The following is a 15,322-nucleotide window of genomic DNA, read 5'->3' on the forward strand; positions in this document are numbered from 1 at the left end:
ATGAACTGGCTGCAGAAAATCATGACTCCGCGTGCACGCACGCAAGGCTCCGCCGCCGCGGCTGGCAAGGGCAAGGTGCCCGAGGGCGTGTGGGAGAAGTGCGCGGGTTGCGGCACGGTGCTGTACCGGCCCGAGCTGGAGCGCAACCTGATGGTCTGCCCGAAGTGCGACCATCACCACGCCATCCGTGCCCGCACGCGCCTGCTGTCGCTTCTCGACGAGGGTTCCACACGCGAGTTCTGGGCCAGCATGGAGGCGAACGACCCGCTGAAGTTCCGCGACTCCAAGAAGTACCGCGACCGCATCGTTTCCGCGCAGAAATCCAGCGGCGAGAAGGACGCGATGATCGCGATGAGCGGCAAGCTCAAGGGACGCGAGCTGATGGCGGTCGCGTTCGACTTCGCCTACATGGGCGGCTCGATGGGCTCGGTGGTGGGCGAGAAATTCACCCGCGCAGCCGAGAAGGCACTGGCCGATCGCAGTGCGCTGGTGTGCTTCTCCTCCACCGGCGGCGCACGCATGCAGGAGGCCTTGTTCTCGCTGATGCAGATGGCCAAGACCTCGGCCGCGCTGGCCCGTCTGCGCGATGCCGGCGTGCCCTACATCAGCGTGCTCACCAACCCGACTACCGGTGGCGTGTCCGCCAGCCTGGCGCTGCTGGGCGACATCAACATCGGCGAGCCGAAGGCGCTGATCGGTTTCGCCGGTCCGCGCGTGATCGAACAGACCGTGCGCGAGACGCTGCCGGAAGGGTTCCAGCGTTCCGAGTTCCTGCTCGAGCATGGCGCCATCGACATGATCGTCGACCGCCGCGAGATGCGCGACAAGCTGGCCGATCTGCTCGGCCTGCTGGCGAAGGCACCGCGCGCGGCGTGATGCGTCGCGCCCGATGCCTGCCTGCGATGCCGCCTTCGGGCGGCATCGTCGTTTCCGCGTCGTGGTTTTCCACAGCGGGTGTGGATGGATGAAGAACAAAGCTGTGGAAAAGCTGGTTTAGTGGCTTTGCCGACAGGCACTTGCTACACGTTGATGAAAAATTGCGCAGCCATGGCGCGGGTTTTCCACAGCGATTGTGGAAGTGGCTGGGCAAAGCCTGTGGATAGGTGACCTATCTGCCTGATTGCAAAAAGCCCCGCGACACACTGCGCAAGATTTGCTCAGCCCAGCGGAAGCACGCCGGATACCAGCCACAGTGAAAGCGTGCCCAGTCCGCTTCCGATGACGATCGCTGCCAGTACGTCGCTCGGATAATGCAGGCCCAGGATCACCCGCGACGCGGCGATCAGTGCAGTGAACGGCAGCAGCAGTGGTGCCAGTGCAGGGAACCAGGCCAGTGCCACGATAGTGAAGCCGACCGCCTGCAGCGTGTGGCCGGACGGGAAGCTGAATTCGTCCAGCGGCGGCAGGTGTGCGATCACCCCAGGGCAGGTGCGGAAAGGCCGCGGGCGCCGCGTATAGCGCTTGAGTACCCGGTACAGCAGCAGTGCCACCAGACCGGTCGCGGCCATGTGCATTGCCGCGTACAGACCGTGCATGCCGCCCAGCAGGGCGAGCACGAGCATCAGCGAATACCAGAACACGCCGTCGCCCAGACGACTGATGACGGCGAAGAAGGTGCCGACGGCGCGGCGGGTTCCCCAGCGGTTGGCGAGCACGCACAGGTGTGCGTCCATCGCGAAGCGGGGGGCGTCAGGAACGGGCCGGGAAGACGTTGCGTGCATGGGCTTGCTCCCTGGTCAGGTTGATCAGCAAGGTTTCGAATTCACGAATTACGGTTTCCGGCGACAGCCGCTCCATGTCGCTGCGGCCAGCCTGGCCCATCTCCCGCATTCGTTGCGGCTGGCAGGCCAGGTCGACGGTTGTCGCGATGAAGTCGCCGGGTGCGCCCGGCACGATGCGGTAGCCATTGAGGCCGTCGCGCAGGTGTTCGTGCGCTGCGCCGGTGTCGTAGCCCACCACCGGCAGTCCCGACGCCATCGCTTCCAGGATGACGTTGCCGAAGGTTTCGCTGAGGCTGGGAAAGGGGAAGAGATCGGCGCTGGCGTAGTGGCGCGCCAGCGCCTCGCCGCGCTGCATGCCGGCGAAGATGTAGTCCGGGTGTGCCGCCTGCAGTGCCGCGCGCTCGGGACCGTCGCCGACCCACAGGTAGCGCGCATCGGGTATTTGCCGGCGCAGCGCCTCGAAGGTCCGCACTGCCAGGTCGAGATTTTTCTCCGCCGCGATGCGGCCGACATAGAGGATTACCGGGGTGGTGTCGGACACTCCCCATTGCGCGCGCAGCGAGGCGTCACGCCATTTCGGGTGGAACAGCCGGGTATCCACAGCGCGGCGCAGCAGGCGGGCGTTGTGCACGCCCAGTTCGGCCAGTTCGGTGGCCAGTGCCTGGGTGGGAACCAGCGTGCTGGCGGCGCGGCAATGAAAGCGGCGCAGGTGCGCGCGCACCACCGGGATGATCCACGGCAGTCCGTAATCCCTGGCGTAATGGTCGAAGCGGGTGTGGAAGCCGGTCGCGACGGGAATACCGAACCGCCGTGCGGTGCGCATGGCGGACCAGCCAAGCGGACCTTCGGTGGCGATGTAGATCACGTCGGGCCGTTGCCGGCTCCAGCGGCGACGCAGGCGGTGGCCGGCCGGCAGGCCGATGCGGACGTCGGGATAGTTCGGCAGCGCGACCCCGCGGGTATGCAGTTCCTCGATACCGGATTCGTCGTCGCCGGGCTGCCGCGGTGCCGGCCGCACCAGGTCGATGCGGTGGCCGCGAGCCGCCAGGCCCGTGGCCAGGCTGTGCACGGTAAGTGCCACCCCGTTGATTTCCGGCGGCCATGTTTCGCTGACGATGCCAATGCGCATGGCGGCGACCCCAGAGCGGATTGCGCCCACTATCGCGGCGCGCGGTTTCGTCCGCATGGCGCGCGCGTGACGTCGCGATGACGCTGCAACAAAAGCGGTCACACATGTAACCGGGGCACGCAACTGTCTGGCCCGGTTGTCCTGGGCGTTGCCGCCTTGCTTAGTGACCGAAGTAGATCGAGACGCCGAAGCCGGCTTCCCAGGTATCGGCCTGGCCCTGCAACCGGTGACGGAAGCTGCCGTCGAGCTGCACGCGCGGCGTGACCAGCCAGGCCAGGCCCGCACCCGCCATGCTGCCGGCACCTGCGCCGGCCTGGTACTGCCATGCGGCCTCGACGTAAGCGCTCAGTGTCGGGGTGATGGCGTAGCCATCGTTGAGTGCGAGCAGGCGGCTGTCGCGACCGCCGGAGCGCACGTTTTCGACATAGGCGCCCAGTGCATTGCGGGTGCTGCGCTGCCACGCGATATCGGCGCCCAGCAGGTAGTCGCGACGCGGGTTGCGAAACGCGGCGGCACCGTCGGTGAAACCGACGCTGCCAAGCAGGCCCCAGCTGACGGCGCCATGCGCGGGCAGAGCGAATTTCAGGCCGAGGCTGCTTCCACCACGGCCGTAACGGTGCATGCCCTGCTGGTCGAGCCGGTTGTACGAACTGCCCAGCTGCAGTTCCAGCGGGCCGCCCACACCGATCCGCAGCAGGCTGTCCGCGCTGTACAACGACGAACCGTCGGCGGCACGGCTCCAGTCGGGCAAGCCCTGTTCCCAGGTGACTGCACCCGCCTGCAGCACGGCCGGTGCGAAACCCAGGCCGGGGCGGTCATAGCCGGGGTTGTCGTTGGCGAACGCCGGTGCGGCGAGGCAGGCGATGAACAGGCCCGCGACGGTAGCGCGGCGGAAGGCGTGGTATCGGCTAAAATCCATGGTTTCGTCCTGTGCTCCTGAAGAATAACGATGACCGTCCGCACCCGCTTCGCTCCCAGTCCCACCGGCTTTCTGCATATTGGCGGGGCGCGTACCGCATTGTATTGCTGGCTGGAAGCGCGCCGTCGCGGCGGCGAATTCGTGCTGCGCATCGAGGACACCGATCGCGAGCGCTCCACCGACGCCGCCGTGAAAGCCATCCTGGACGCCATGCACTGGCTGGATCTGGATGCCGACGAAAAGCCCGTCTACCAGACCCATCGCCTGGCACGCTACAAGGAAGTCGCCGACAAGCTGCTGGCCGAGGGCAAGGCTTACTACGCCTACGAGTCGAAAGACGAGATCGAGGCGATGCGCGAGGCGGCCATGGCCAAGGGCGAGAAGCCCCGCTACAACGGCTATTACCGCGACCACAACGAGCCCGGCTTCCATGAGGCCCGCCGCGACGACCCGAACCGGGTGATCCGCTTCAAGAACCCGGTCGAGGGTTCGGTGGTGTTCGAGGACAAGGTCAAGGGGCGCATCGAGATCGCCAACAGCGAGCTGGACGACCTGGTGATCTTCCGCTCCGACGGCTGGCCGACCTACAACTTCGCCGTGGTGGTGGACGACATCGACATGGGCATCACCGAGGTGATCCGCGGCGACGACCACGTCAACAACACGCCGCGCCAGATCAACATCTACCTGGCGCTGGGTGCGCCCGTGCCGGAGTTCGCGCACCTGCCGATGATCCTCGACCACGAGGGCAAGAAGCTGTCCAAGCGCACCAATTCGGTCAGTGTGATGGAGTACCGCAGCGACGGCTATCTGCCGCATGCGCTGCTCAACTATCTGGTGCGGCTGGGCTGGTCGCACGGCGACCAGGAAATCTTCTCGCGCGAGGAGATGGTGAAGCTGTTCGACATCGCCGATGTCAACAAGGCCGCTTCGCGCTTCGACACCGAAAAGCTGAAGTGGCTGAACCAGCATTACCTGAAGACCGACGACCCGCTGGCGATCGCGCCGGAATTCGAATGGCACCTGCAGCAGGCGGGCCTGGACCCGGCGAAGGGGCCGGCTGCCGCTGATCTCATCGTGGCGCTGCGTGACCGCGTGCAGACGTTGAAGGAAATGGCCGAGCGCGCGGCGATCTGGTTCGGCCCGATCACCGAATGGGACGAGAAGGCCGTCACCAAGCACCTGAAGAGCGACAGCGCGACGGCGGTACTGACCGAGGCGAAGGCGTTGCTGGCCGGTTGCGAGTGGAAGCCCGAGCCGATCCATGCGGTGATCGAACAGGTGGCCGCCAAGCTGGAGCTGGGCATGGGCAAGGTGGCACAGCCGCTGCGCGTGGCGATGACCGGCACCCAGGTCTCGCCGTCGATCGACCACACTATCTACCTGGCTGGCCGCGACCTGGCCATGCAGCGCATCGACGATGCGCTTGCCCGCGCGCAGGGCTGAGTGGCCATCGTGAGCAGCCTGCCGCATGCATGAACTGCTCGCCCGGGCCACGCATGGTGTCGACCTGACGGCGCCCGGCGCGTTCTGGCATGTGTTCTTCAACCTGCTGAACATGGTGCCGTGGACGGCCATGTTCTGGTGGAACGTGGTGTTCGTGATCGTGGGCGCCGTGCTCGGCTGGTGGCGCGGCCGGGTGGCCGAAGGCGTGGCCTGGGCCTTGTTGCTGGGGCCGATCGGCTGGCTGATCGTGCTTCTGCGCAAACCCCGCGCAACGCCGCCTCCGCTGCCGCGCTGAGCCAGCGGTTCCCGGGCCGGCTGCACCGCGGCTTGCCTTTCGCTGCCACTGGCCTCACCTTACATGGGGCGCAGGGGGCTTTATGAGGGGAATTTCTTGAGCAGCGCTACCGACAAATCGCCGACCCATCACCACCACCATCACGATACGCCCAAGGCGCTCGTCGAGGCGGTGGAGCAGGCCAGTGAAGAACGTGGCCTGCGTCTGACGCCCCTGCGCAAGGAAGTGCTGGAACTGGTCACCACCGCGGGCAAGCCGGTCAAGGCTTACGACCTGCTCGACCTGCTGCGCGAAAAGCACGGCAATGCGGCGCCGCCCACGGTGTACCGCGCGCTGGACTTCCTGCTGGAGAATGGCTTCATCCACAAGCTGGAGTCGATCAACGCCTTTGTCTCCTGTCAGCATCCGGCCGAGGCGCACCAGGTGCCGTTCCTGATCTGCGACCGTTGTTCCAGCGCCCAGGAGGTCTGCGATCCGCGCGTGGCCGAGCTGATCGAGGCGCAGGCCAAGGCGTTCGGCTTCCGTCCGCAGGCGCAGACCCTGGAAGTGCACGGCATCTGCCGCAACTGCCGTCGCGCCAGCTGAAGCCGGCCCTTGCCGGTCAGTGGATCGGCAGCAGCGTCGCCAGCCACATGAAGCCCAGTCCGCCCAGTACGCCCAGCATCGGCGTGTAGCGGCGGCCTTCATCGAGGCGGGTCCATAGTGCCGGCAACAGGTCGCCGCAGACCAGGTAGAGGGTCGCTCCGGCGACCACCGCCAGCATGCCTGCGACCGTTGCCGGATCGTGCCCGAGCAACACGACCCCCATGGCCGCGGCCGGCACCAGCGCACCGGCGGCCATGCTCCATGCCACGGCCCGTCGTGGTGATTGTCCACCGGAGATCAGCACCGCGGCATGGCCCACTTCGCGCGGCAGTTCATGTCCGGCGATGGCCAGCGCGACCAGCACGCCCAGGGTGTCGCCGACCGTGAAGGCCGCGCCGATGACCACGCCGTCGGCGATGTGATGAAGGATGTCGCCGACCAGGTCCATGCGCGCGAACGGTGCCGTGCTGGCGTGGGCGAATGCGCGCACGATGCCCTCGGTCACCATGAAGACCAGCATGCCAACCGCCAGCAGCGGCCCGGTTCCGGCGGCATCGAGTCCGTGTGCGGCGGCTTCGGGCAGCAGGTGCAGCAGCGCATCGCCCAGGAGCAGCCCCGCGGCCATGGCCTGCAGCCAGGGCAGCCATTGCAGCAGCTGTTGAGGCTTGAACCACAGCAACGTGGTCGAGCTGGAGGCGATCAGCGCAACTGCCGTACTGACAAACAGGGTAAGCAGGACAGAATGCATCGACTTGGTAAGCGTGTAGGCTTGTGCGGGACTTGGTTGTTACATTATAACATGTTGATGATCGAAAGCGGCGTAGGCGTGCAGCACATGTCTTCGCGGCCAGTTCTCGGAGATGGCATGAAGTCTGTGCAATGGGTGGGGGCCGTGGCGCTGGCCATGGTGATGGGTGGGCAGGTACATGCGGCACCGGTTCATGTGACGACCACGGCGGTGATGCATCCAGTCAGGCATACAGCCTGTAGGGAACACCGGGTCACGGTCGCTGAGGGCGACAGCGCCTACACGATGCTGCGCAAGTCCGGCATCGACGCGAACGACGCCATGCAGTGGCTCGCGCCATCGCGCCGTGGCAGAGCCCTGCGCGACCTGCGTGCCGGCGACGTACTGACCTTCTGCACGACCGACGGCGGGCATCGCGGGCTGCGACTCGCGGCGCTGGGCGTGACGCGCGGCCACATGCGCTTCCGTCCGCGTTTGCTGCCCGGCCCGACCAAGGACACCGTGCGCGAAGCGATGGTGGTGCACTCGACGCTGGAGCGGGCGTTGCGCGAGCGTCGGGTGCCCTGGCACCTGATCGACGCGGTGCATGCCTATCTGCGCGATGATCCCGATTTGCCGGCGCACCTGCCTCGCGGTACCCGGGTCGTGGCGACGTTCTCCGGCGATCCCGTGCGCTACGGGGCCCGGCTGCTATGCCTCGATGTCGAGCTGCATGGCCGGCATCACCGGCTTTTTCATTACGTGGATGCGCGTGGCCGGCAGTATGTGCTCGGGGATCATGGGCATGGCGTGCGCATCCTGGCGATGCGGAAGCCGCTGCGGCATGCGCGGATTTCCTCGGGCTGGGGTTGGCGTATCAACCCGGTGCTGAAGCGGCCCGAGTTCCACAAGGGCATCGACTATGCCGCGCCGATGGGTACGCCGATCAGGGCTGCGCTGGCCGGCGTCGTCGAGATCGCAGCCTGGCACGGCAATTACGGCCGCATGGTCGATGTGCATGCGGCCAACGGCGTCGACAACCGCTATGGGCACATGTCGCGTTTCGCCGTGGGCATCCATCCGGGCGCCCACGTGCGTGCAGGGCAGGTCATCGGCTATGTGGGCGAGACCGGTCTGGCGACAGGCCCGCACCTGTATTTCGAACTGTGGGAGCGGCACCGTCGCGTCGACCCGCTGCTGCGCGAGCCGGTGACGACCGCCCAGTTGGATGGCCGGGCGCGGCAACGCTTCTCCGCTTTCATCCGGCATCTGGATGCCTGAGCTGCGAGATTCCGCGGGCGGGATTGGCGGCAACTTCACGCCGTGTTATAAAATAACATTCTGCGATTTCACCAGCGGCCCTCCTGCCATGGCAAAAAGTTCTTCAGACCAGAACGGTGTCTGGCATCTCGCCGACCGCCTTGGGGCGATGGCTTCGTTCCTTTGCGCCATTCATTGCGCGGTGCTGCCGTTCGTACTGACCCTGCTGCCCCTGCTGGGCCTCGGCTTCCTGGCTGAGCACGGCTTCGAGCGTGGCTTCGTGCTGTTTGCCTGCCTGCTGGCCCTGACCAGTCTGCTCGGTGGCTTCCGTCGTCATCGCCGCCGGCTTCCGTTGAGCCTGGCCGTGCCGGGCCTGGCCCTGCTCGGGCTAGGCGTCACGCTGGCCGTGGACATCTCGATCGTGCTGCACAGCGTGATGGTGACCTGCGGCGGGTTGCTGGTGGCCTCGGCGCATTTCGTGAACCTCAAGCTTGACCGTCACTTCTGCCGTGTGCACCGCGTGCAGCACGCGCATTGAACGCCTGATGCGCCGTGATTGTGTAACGAGGCCTCTGCTTTCTAGCATCGTTGCATGAGTCATACGCACGCCCACGCCAGCACGCCCCATCTGCACGATCACGCGCACGGACATGGCCACGACCATGCCCATGGCACACACGGTCGCGAGGGCAAACTGCTGCTGGCTTTTGTCCTGACTCTGGCGATGCTCGCCGCCGAGGCGGTGGGCGGATGGTGGTCGGGCTCGCTGGCGCTGCTGGCCGATGCCGGACACATGTTGGTGGACGCGATGGCCCTGCTGCTGGCCCTGCTGGCGGTGCGCATGGCGAAGCGTCCAGCCGATGCACGGCGAAGCTATGGCTATGGGCGGATGGAGGTGCTGGCTGGCTTCGTCAATGCGCTGGCCCAGTTCGTGCTGGTCGGCTTCATTGTCTGGGAAGCGCTCGACCGTCTGCTTCACCTGGGCCGCATCCATATCCTGTCGGGCGTGATGCTGCTGGTGGCGATGGTGGGCCTGCTGATCAACCTGCTGGTGCTGCGGCTTCTGCACGGCCATGCGCACGATGACGTGAACATGGGTGCTGCCAGCCTGCACGTGCTGGGCGACCTGTTCGGGTCTTTCGGCGCGGTGCTGGCGGCGGCGGCGGTGCGCTGGCTGGGCTGGAACTGGGCCGATCCGGCGCTTTCGGTGCTGGTCTCGCTGTTGATTCTGGCGGGTGCGTGGCGACTGCTGCGGCGCTCCTCGCACATCCTGCTGGAGGGGGCGCCGGAAGGCGTCGATCCCGACGAGGTGACCGAGGTGTTGCGGCATGCCGACCCTTCGATCAGCGATGTGCATCACCTGCATGTCTGGCAGCTGGCCTCGGGTTCGCGCATGGCTACGCTGCATCTCGAGCTGCACGATTCATCGTCGAGCGTGACGGCCATGCACGCGGTGCGGCGTGAGCTGCGCGACCGCTTCGGCATCCATCACGTGACCGTGCAGGTCGATCCGGCCGGCTGTCCCGATGGCGTTTCGGGCTGTGGCGATCACGTGCATCACTGAGTGGCGTTGCCGTGTGCCGCAGGCTTGCGCTTTACCGGCCCGCTGTTACGATGATCGGCCATCAACACATTGGTGAATCAAGGAGTTCCTCATGGGCAAGGGCGACCGCAAGACCCTGCGTGGCAAGACCTATCGTGGCAGCTACGGCAACAGCCGTGCGCACAGCGCCAAGCAGGCCGTGGCCGGCGCGAAGCCGACGGTGACCAAGCCGGCGGCCGCGAAGAAGGCGGCTCCGAGGAAGAAGTCGGCCTGAACCGGCTTTGATGAAACCCCCGCCTCGGCGGGGGTTTTTGCATCCGGGCTCAGCCGACGGGTTCGCCGGACAGCCAGGTCCGGGCCTTCAGTTCGCCACCGATCCAATAGCACAGCTCGGCCGGGTCGCTTGCATGCCACTGCACCAGGTCGGCCCGCTGGCCCACCGCGAGGGTACCGCGATCGCCCAGGCCGAGCGCGCGTGCGGCGTTCACGGTAACGCCGCGCAGGGCTTCCTCGGGGGTAAGCCGGAACAATGTGCAGGCCATGTTGGTGGCCAGGCGCAGCGACAACAATGGCGAGGTGCCGGGGTTGCAGTCGGTCGCCACCGCCATCGGCACCGACGATTCGCGCAGCATGCCGACGGGTGGATGGCGGGTCTCGCGCAAGGCATAAAAGGCACCGGGAAGCAGTACGGCGATGGTGCCGGCACGGGCCATGGCCGCCACGCCACGCTCGCCCAGGTACTCCAGATGGTCGGCCGACAGTCCGTCGAAAGCGGCCACCAGCATGGCGCCCTCCTGGTCGGAGAGCTGCTCGGCGTGCAGCTTCACCGGCAGGCCCAGCTGGCTGGCACGTTCGAACAGTCGGCGTGTTTCCGTGGCGCTGAAACCGATGTTCTCGCAGAAGGCATCGACGGCGTCGACCAGTCCCTCGCCGGCCAGTGCCGGCAGCATCTGGTCGCATACCAGCGCGACGTAGTCGTCGCGGCGGTCGCGGTACTCGGGTGGCAGCGCGTGCAGGCCGAGGAAGCTGGTGCGCACGGTGATGCCCAGCTCGCGACCGATGCGGCGCGCCACGCGCAGCATGCGCCGTTCGGTGTCCAGCTCCAGTCCGTAGCCGGACTTGATCTCCAGCGTGGTCACGCCATCGGCGAGCAGGGCCCTAGCCCGCGGCAGCGCCTGGGCGAACAGTGCGTCCTCGTCGGCACTGCGGGTGGCGTGCACGCTGGACACGATGCCGCCGCCGGCGCGGGCGATCTCTTCATAGCTGGCGCCGTTGAGACGCAGGTCGAATTCGCGCGCGCGGTTTCCGCCGAAGATCAGGTGCGTGTGGCAATCGATCAGGCCCGGAGTGAGCAGGGCACCGGCCAGGGATTCGCGATGACGTGCACTGGCAGCCTGGTCGGCCGGCAGCTCCGACATGGGGCCAAGCCAGGCGATCCTGCCCTGCGCGCAGGCCAGCGCGGCGTTGTGGATCAGGCCGAACGGCGCCTCAATGTCGAAGGTGGCGAGGGTGGCATCGGTCAGCAGCAGGTCCCAGTCAGCGGTCATGAGGCCGCTTCTTGGTCACCTTCTTCCTTCTTGGTGTCCTTGCTCAGGCTGGGCTCGTCGGCGGGCGCCGCGCGCTCGTCGAACGCGCTGGTGTTGCCGGCCACCGCCGCTGCCGCAGCCTCGGCCTGCGCGCGTTCGGCAGCTTCGGCGTTGGCAATCTGCTGGCGTTCGAAGTCCTGCACCATGCGTTCGGCGAAATCCTTGTAGACCGGTGTCGGACTGAACAGCGAAGCTGCCGCACGGGCCAGCAGACAGGCGGCCATGATCGGAATCACCATGTTCTGGTTATCGGTCAGCTCCATCGCGATCACGGCGGAGGTCAGCGGCGCGCCGGTGACGCCCGACAGGTAGGCGCTCATGCCCAGCAGCACCACCGCGGCTTCCGGCGCGTGCGGCAGGAAGTGGGCAATGTTGTGGCCCAGGCCCGCGCCGACGGCCAGCGCCGGCGAGAAGATGCCGCCGGGAATGCCGGCCCAGTAGGACACCACATTGGCGAACAGTTTCACGATGCCGAAGCTCTCGCCCGGCGTGACCGAGGCTTCCTGCACGAAGGCACGGGCCTGGTCGTAACCGGTGCCGTAGATGCTGTTGTGCGAGATCACGCCCAGGATCGCCAGCGCCAGGCCGCAACCGCCGGCGAACAGCACCGGCGCGCGTGCGCGCAGGCGGCCGATGTAGGCCAGCGGCCCGTTGCGGCTGAGCAGGATCAGCCGGGCGAACAGGCCGCCGAGCAGGCCGCCGATCACGCCGGTCAGCAGTACGGCCAGCCAGGCGTGGCCCAGCGGCAGGCTGGCCTGGACCTCGCCGAAGTACGAGTAGTTGCCCATCACGCCCAGCGACACCACACCGCCCACGATCACGGCGGTCAGCAACAGGCCGCTGAAGCGGTGTTCGAAGGTGCCGGCCAGTTCCTCGATGGCGAACACCACACCGGCCAGCGGTGTGTTGAACGCTGCCGCGATACCGGCGGCGCCACCGGCCAGGATGAAGCGCGAGGCGGCCTTGGGATCGGTGAAGCCGAAACGGCGGCCCAGCGAGTAGAACAGTCCCGCACCTACGTGCACGGTCGGGCCTTCGCGACCGATCGACGCGCCGACACCCAGCGCGATCAGGGTCAGCAGCATCTTGCAGCCGGCGATCGGCAGCGCAAGCATCCGCGCACGGAAGCCCTCGTCCTCGATGTGCAGCGTGCCGATGACCTGCGGAATACCGCTGCCGCGCGTCGCACGCAGGCGCCCTTCGGTAACCCACGCCAGCAGACCGAACACGACCGGCGTGAGGATCAGCGGAATCCAGATGCCATGACGCAGCACGATCTGGAACAGGTGGAACGACCAGTCGCTGGCCTTGGCGAACACGATCGCGGCCAGTGCGACCAGGATCGCTCCGGTCCACAGCGCGATGCGTCGCTTCCATTGTTGCGGGGCGAAAAATTCGTGTCCGAGCAGCACCTGCAGACGCGAGCTGGGGGACCCGGATGAAGGGGGTTGCGAGGGGGAGTGTGATTCGGACATTCCCCCATTATCGCAGACTTTGGGGCTGCGGGTCGGCCTCGGTCGCCGTCCCATTAGAGGCTGGGAGGCGGCATATCGCGGTAAGGCAGCCGGTTACACTTGCCCGATTCCGGTCCGAGGCAGGTTCGATGAGCGATCCCGTGGTCCCCCGCAATTACCGCGCGCAGCATCTCTGGCAGGCTTCAGGCTGGCAGGAAGATGCATTGCTGGGTGTCGATGCGGCGGGGCGCTGTGCGGCGACGGCCGCAGGGCCGGTCGATGATCTAGGCGCCTGGGTTTTGCCGGGCATGCCCAACCTGCATTCGCATGCGTTCCAGCGCGCCATGGCCGGACTGGCCGAGCGGCGTGGCGGCGGTCGCCTGCCGTCGGGACAGCCGCATGCGGCCAGCGCGGACAGCTTCTGGAGCTGGCGCGAGACGATGTACGGTTTCGCTTCGACGATCGGACCGGACGACCTGAAGGCGATCGCCGCCCAGCTGTATGTCGAGATGCTGAAGGCCGGCTACACCCAGGTCTGCGAATTCCACTACCTGCATCACCAGCCGGACGGCACGCCGTATGCGCCGCCCGAGGCGATGTCGCTGGCCCTGGTAGAGGCCGCGCGCGAAGCGGGCATCGCGCTTACGCTGCTGCCGGTGCTCTACATGAGTGGCGGTTTCGACGGGCGTCCTCTTTCCGCGCGGCAGCGCCGCTTCGGCCATGCGCTGGACGATTACCAGCGGCTGCTGGAACGGCTGCGTCGCCACGAATGCCAGGACCTGCGTGTCGGCATGGCGCTGCATTCGCTGCGCGCCGTCACCGGGCCCGCGTTGCGCGAGGTGCTGGAGGGCGACATCGCCCGCCGTGGGCCGGTGCACATCCATATCGCCGAGCAGATCGGCGAAGTGCAGGACTGCCTCGCCACCCGTGGCGCGCGTCCGGTGGAATGGCTGTTCGAGCATGCCGACGTCGACGCGCGCTGGTGCCTGGTACATGCCACCCACCTCACTGACGGCGAGATGCGTCAGCTGGCACGTAGTGGCGCGGTGGCGGGGCTGTGCCCGGTGACCGAAGCCAACCTGGGTGACGGCCTGTTTCCCCTGGGCGCTTACCTGGATGCGGGTGGCGGCTTCGGTATCGGCTCCGATTCGCATATCTCCATTTCGCCGGTCGAGGAACTGCGCTGGCTGGAATACGGGCAGCGACTGGTGACCCGTCATCGCAATATCGCTGCCCGACATGATGGCGACAGCGTGGGCGAGACCCTGTGGCGCGGTGCCCTGCGCGGCGGTGCACAGGCATCCGGCATGGCCTGCGGCGAATGGCGTGAAGGGGCGCGCGCCGATCTGATCGTGCTGGACGAAACGTCGCCGCTGCTGGCCGCGCGCGACCAGCATTCGCTGCTCGACAGCTTCCTGTTCGCCGGCAACACGCCGCTGGTACGCGACGTGATGTGCGGCGGGCAGTGGGTGGTACGCAACTTCGTCCACCGCGACGAAGCGCGCATCGCCGCACGCTATCGCGAAACGGTCACCCGCCTGGCGCAGCACTGACGGGGCGTCCGCTTTCCGCCTGAGCAACGATGGCTGGCCGGATGAACGGCAGCTTTAGATGTCGTGGCCGACCGGTCATCGGCACAGCAGCGAACCGCGTTTCCGCAGGCACGTTTCCCAACAAAGGAGTGCCGTCATGCGTCGCATGCTGTCCGTTCTGCTGGTTTCCCTCGCGCTGCTGGGCGGTGCGCTTTCGCTCGGCGGCTGCGTGGTGGTCGCACCCCGTCATGCCCGCGTATGGGTGCCCGGTTTCTGGGCGCCGCACCACGTGTGGGTGGAGGGTCACTGGCGCGAGCGCTGATCGGGCCGATTGCACCGGGGCGTCGCCATGGCGACGCCCCGTTCCGGTACCAGACATGCGAGCCACGGCGATGACCTGCAACGAGGCGCTTGGCCCGCTATTGCGTGGTCTCACAAAGAAGCCGCGTACCGGTATAGGCCGGGCACGCGGCTGGAAGATGCGCCGCCCCGCATGAACGGGGCGGCGCCGAGCTTACTTGCTGGTGCCCGGGGTGGCGTCCTTGGCGTGCTCGGCGCGGAACTCCTTCCACTCCTGCATGCGCTGCTCGCGCTTGGCCTTCATCGACGCCAGCTGCATCTTCTGCGCGGGGGTCAGCACGGCGTAGATCTTCGCGCGCACGCTGGCCTGCTGTTCAACGCGGGCCCTGGCTGCGTTGGCCTCGGCCTGGGCCAGGCTGTCGGCGGCGGCCTGGTAGCCGGACTGGTCGGGCGTCAGCGACTGGAAGGCCTTGCGCTGCTGGAACAGTGCCTTGCGCTGATCCTTGCCGGTGGCAAAGCTGCTCTTGATGATCTGTCGGATGCTGGTTTTCTGGGAGTTGCTCAGATTCAGTTTCTTCAGGGCGAACATGGCATGGCCGCCATGGGGCCCGTGCTGGTGATGCCAGCTGCCGTGCGGACCGCCGAAATCACTCTGCGGTGCGGCCATGGCGATGCCGCCGAGGGCGAGGGCCGAGCTCAGGGCCAGGCCGAGGAAAAGGGACTTGCGCATGATGGGACACCTCTGTCGTTGTGGGTGTGTCCATTTGACGACAGCCTTGCGTGTATGTTCTTTGCCGTAACGTAAAGATGCGTAAAGCCCTTCGC

The 15,322-nt window shown here is 66.8% G+C and carries 17 protein-coding genes; 10 read left to right on the forward strand and 7 right to left on the reverse strand.

Going from position 1 to position 15,322, the window contains the following annotated elements; genetic code table 11:
- Positions 1–876, forward strand: coding sequence for an acetyl-CoA carboxylase, carboxyltransferase subunit beta (gene accD / locus RA164_RS05770; RefSeq protein WP_329743012.1), 876 nt, complete (start codon positions 1–3; stop codon positions 874–876).
- A gap of 281 nt (positions 877–1,157) precedes the next feature.
- Here accD and RA164_RS05775 read toward each other — a convergent pair whose 3' ends face one another.
- The 3 genes from RA164_RS05775 to RA164_RS05785 all read right to left on the reverse strand — a co-directional run bounded on the left by RA164_RS05775 (position 1,158) and on the right by RA164_RS05785 (position 3,769).
- Positions 1,158–1,721: a phosphatase PAP2 family protein gene (locus RA164_RS05775; RefSeq protein ID WP_329743013.1), complete on the reverse strand. Its 564-nt coding sequence runs from the start codon at positions 1,719–1,721 to the stop codon at positions 1,158–1,160.
- On the reverse strand, positions 1,690–2,850 hold the full coding sequence (locus RA164_RS05780) for a glycosyltransferase family 4 protein (protein ID WP_329743014.1): 1,161 nt from the start codon (positions 2,848–2,850) through the stop codon (positions 1,690–1,692). The genes RA164_RS05775 and RA164_RS05780 overlap by 32 nt, the downstream gene beginning before the upstream one ends.
- Before the next feature lie 160 nt (positions 2,851–3,010).
- A complete protein-coding gene (locus RA164_RS05785; protein WP_329743015.1) occupies positions 3,011–3,769 on the reverse strand; it encodes a transporter in 759 nt (252 codons plus the stop codon).
- A 30-nt stretch (positions 3,770–3,799) separates the two neighbouring features.
- Between RA164_RS05785 and gltX the strand changes: the two genes are divergently transcribed.
- The 3 genes from gltX (at position 3,800) to RA164_RS05800 (ending at position 6,095) form a co-directional block, all read left to right on the forward strand.
- Positions 3,800–5,215 (forward strand): glutamate--tRNA ligase, encoded by a 1,416-nt coding sequence (gltX, locus tag RA164_RS05790; RefSeq protein WP_329743016.1) that lies wholly within the window; start codon positions 3,800–3,802, stop codon positions 5,213–5,215.
- Between the two features lie 25 nt (positions 5,216–5,240).
- Entirely contained in the window at positions 5,241–5,510 is a 270-nt protein-coding gene (locus RA164_RS05795) for a hypothetical protein (RefSeq protein ID WP_329743017.1), read from the forward strand.
- A gap of 96 nt (positions 5,511–5,606) precedes the next feature.
- Positions 5,607–6,095, forward strand: a complete 489-nt coding sequence (locus RA164_RS05800; RefSeq protein ID WP_329743018.1) for a transcriptional repressor — start codon at positions 5,607–5,609, stop codon at positions 6,093–6,095.
- 16 nt (positions 6,096–6,111) lie between these two features.
- On the opposite strand, the gene RA164_RS05805 is transcribed toward RA164_RS05800, so the two are convergent.
- Positions 6,112–6,843 (reverse strand): ZIP family metal transporter, encoded by a 732-nt coding sequence (locus tag RA164_RS05805; protein ID WP_329743019.1) that lies wholly within the window; start codon positions 6,841–6,843, stop codon positions 6,112–6,114.
- Positions 6,844–6,960: 117 nt separating this feature from the next.
- On the opposite strand from RA164_RS05805, the gene RA164_RS05810 reads away from it, so the two are divergent.
- The 4 genes from RA164_RS05810 (at position 6,961) to RA164_RS05825 (ending at position 9,899) form a co-directional block, all read left to right on the forward strand.
- Complete coding sequence (locus RA164_RS05810) at positions 6,961–8,103, forward strand: M23 family metallopeptidase (protein ID WP_329743020.1); 1,143 nt, start codon at positions 6,961–6,963, stop codon at positions 8,101–8,103.
- A gap of 88 nt (positions 8,104–8,191) precedes the next feature.
- Positions 8,192–8,620 (forward strand): MerC domain-containing protein, encoded by a 429-nt coding sequence (locus RA164_RS05815; protein ID WP_329743021.1) that lies wholly within the window; start codon positions 8,192–8,194, stop codon positions 8,618–8,620.
- 54 nt (positions 8,621–8,674) lie between these two features.
- Complete coding sequence (locus tag RA164_RS05820) at positions 8,675–9,646, forward strand: cation diffusion facilitator family transporter (protein WP_329743022.1); 972 nt, start codon at positions 8,675–8,677, stop codon at positions 9,644–9,646.
- Positions 9,647–9,737: 91 nt separating this feature from the next.
- Positions 9,738–9,899 (forward strand): 30S ribosomal protein THX, encoded by a 162-nt coding sequence (locus RA164_RS05825; protein WP_329743023.1) that lies wholly within the window; start codon positions 9,738–9,740, stop codon positions 9,897–9,899.
- Between the two features lie 49 nt (positions 9,900–9,948).
- On the opposite strand, the gene hutI is transcribed toward RA164_RS05825, so the two are convergent.
- Both hutI and RA164_RS05835 read right to left on the reverse strand, forming a co-directional pair.
- Entirely contained in the window at positions 9,949–11,172 is a 1,224-nt protein-coding gene (hutI, locus tag RA164_RS05830) for an imidazolonepropionase (protein WP_329743024.1), read from the reverse strand.
- Entirely contained in the window at positions 11,169–12,686 is a 1,518-nt protein-coding gene (locus RA164_RS05835) for a chloride channel protein (protein WP_329743025.1), read from the reverse strand. Before RA164_RS05835 ends, hutI begins: the two co-directional genes overlap by 4 nt.
- A gap of 128 nt (positions 12,687–12,814) precedes the next feature.
- Here RA164_RS05835 and RA164_RS05840 point away from each other — a divergent pair, with 128 nt between their 5' ends.
- Positions 12,815–14,218, forward strand: coding sequence for a formimidoylglutamate deiminase (locus RA164_RS05840; protein ID WP_329743026.1), 1,404 nt, complete (start codon positions 12,815–12,817; stop codon positions 14,216–14,218).
- Between the two features lie 136 nt (positions 14,219–14,354).
- Complete coding sequence (locus RA164_RS05845) at positions 14,355–14,519, forward strand: hypothetical protein (protein ID WP_329743027.1); 165 nt, start codon at positions 14,355–14,357, stop codon at positions 14,517–14,519.
- A gap of 192 nt (positions 14,520–14,711) precedes the next feature.
- Here the strand turns inward: RA164_RS05845 and RA164_RS05850 are convergent, their stop codons facing one another.
- Positions 14,712–15,227: a Spy/CpxP family protein refolding chaperone gene (locus RA164_RS05850; protein ID WP_329743028.1), complete on the reverse strand. Its 516-nt coding sequence runs from the start codon at positions 15,225–15,227 to the stop codon at positions 14,712–14,714.
- Positions 15,228–15,322 lie beyond the last annotated feature (95 nt).

Source organism: Dyella sp. A6 (assembly GCF_036320485.1).
In the GTDB taxonomy this organism is placed as follows: Bacteria; Pseudomonadota; Gammaproteobacteria; order Xanthomonadales; family Rhodanobacteraceae; genus Rhodanobacter_A; species Rhodanobacter_A aluminiiresistens.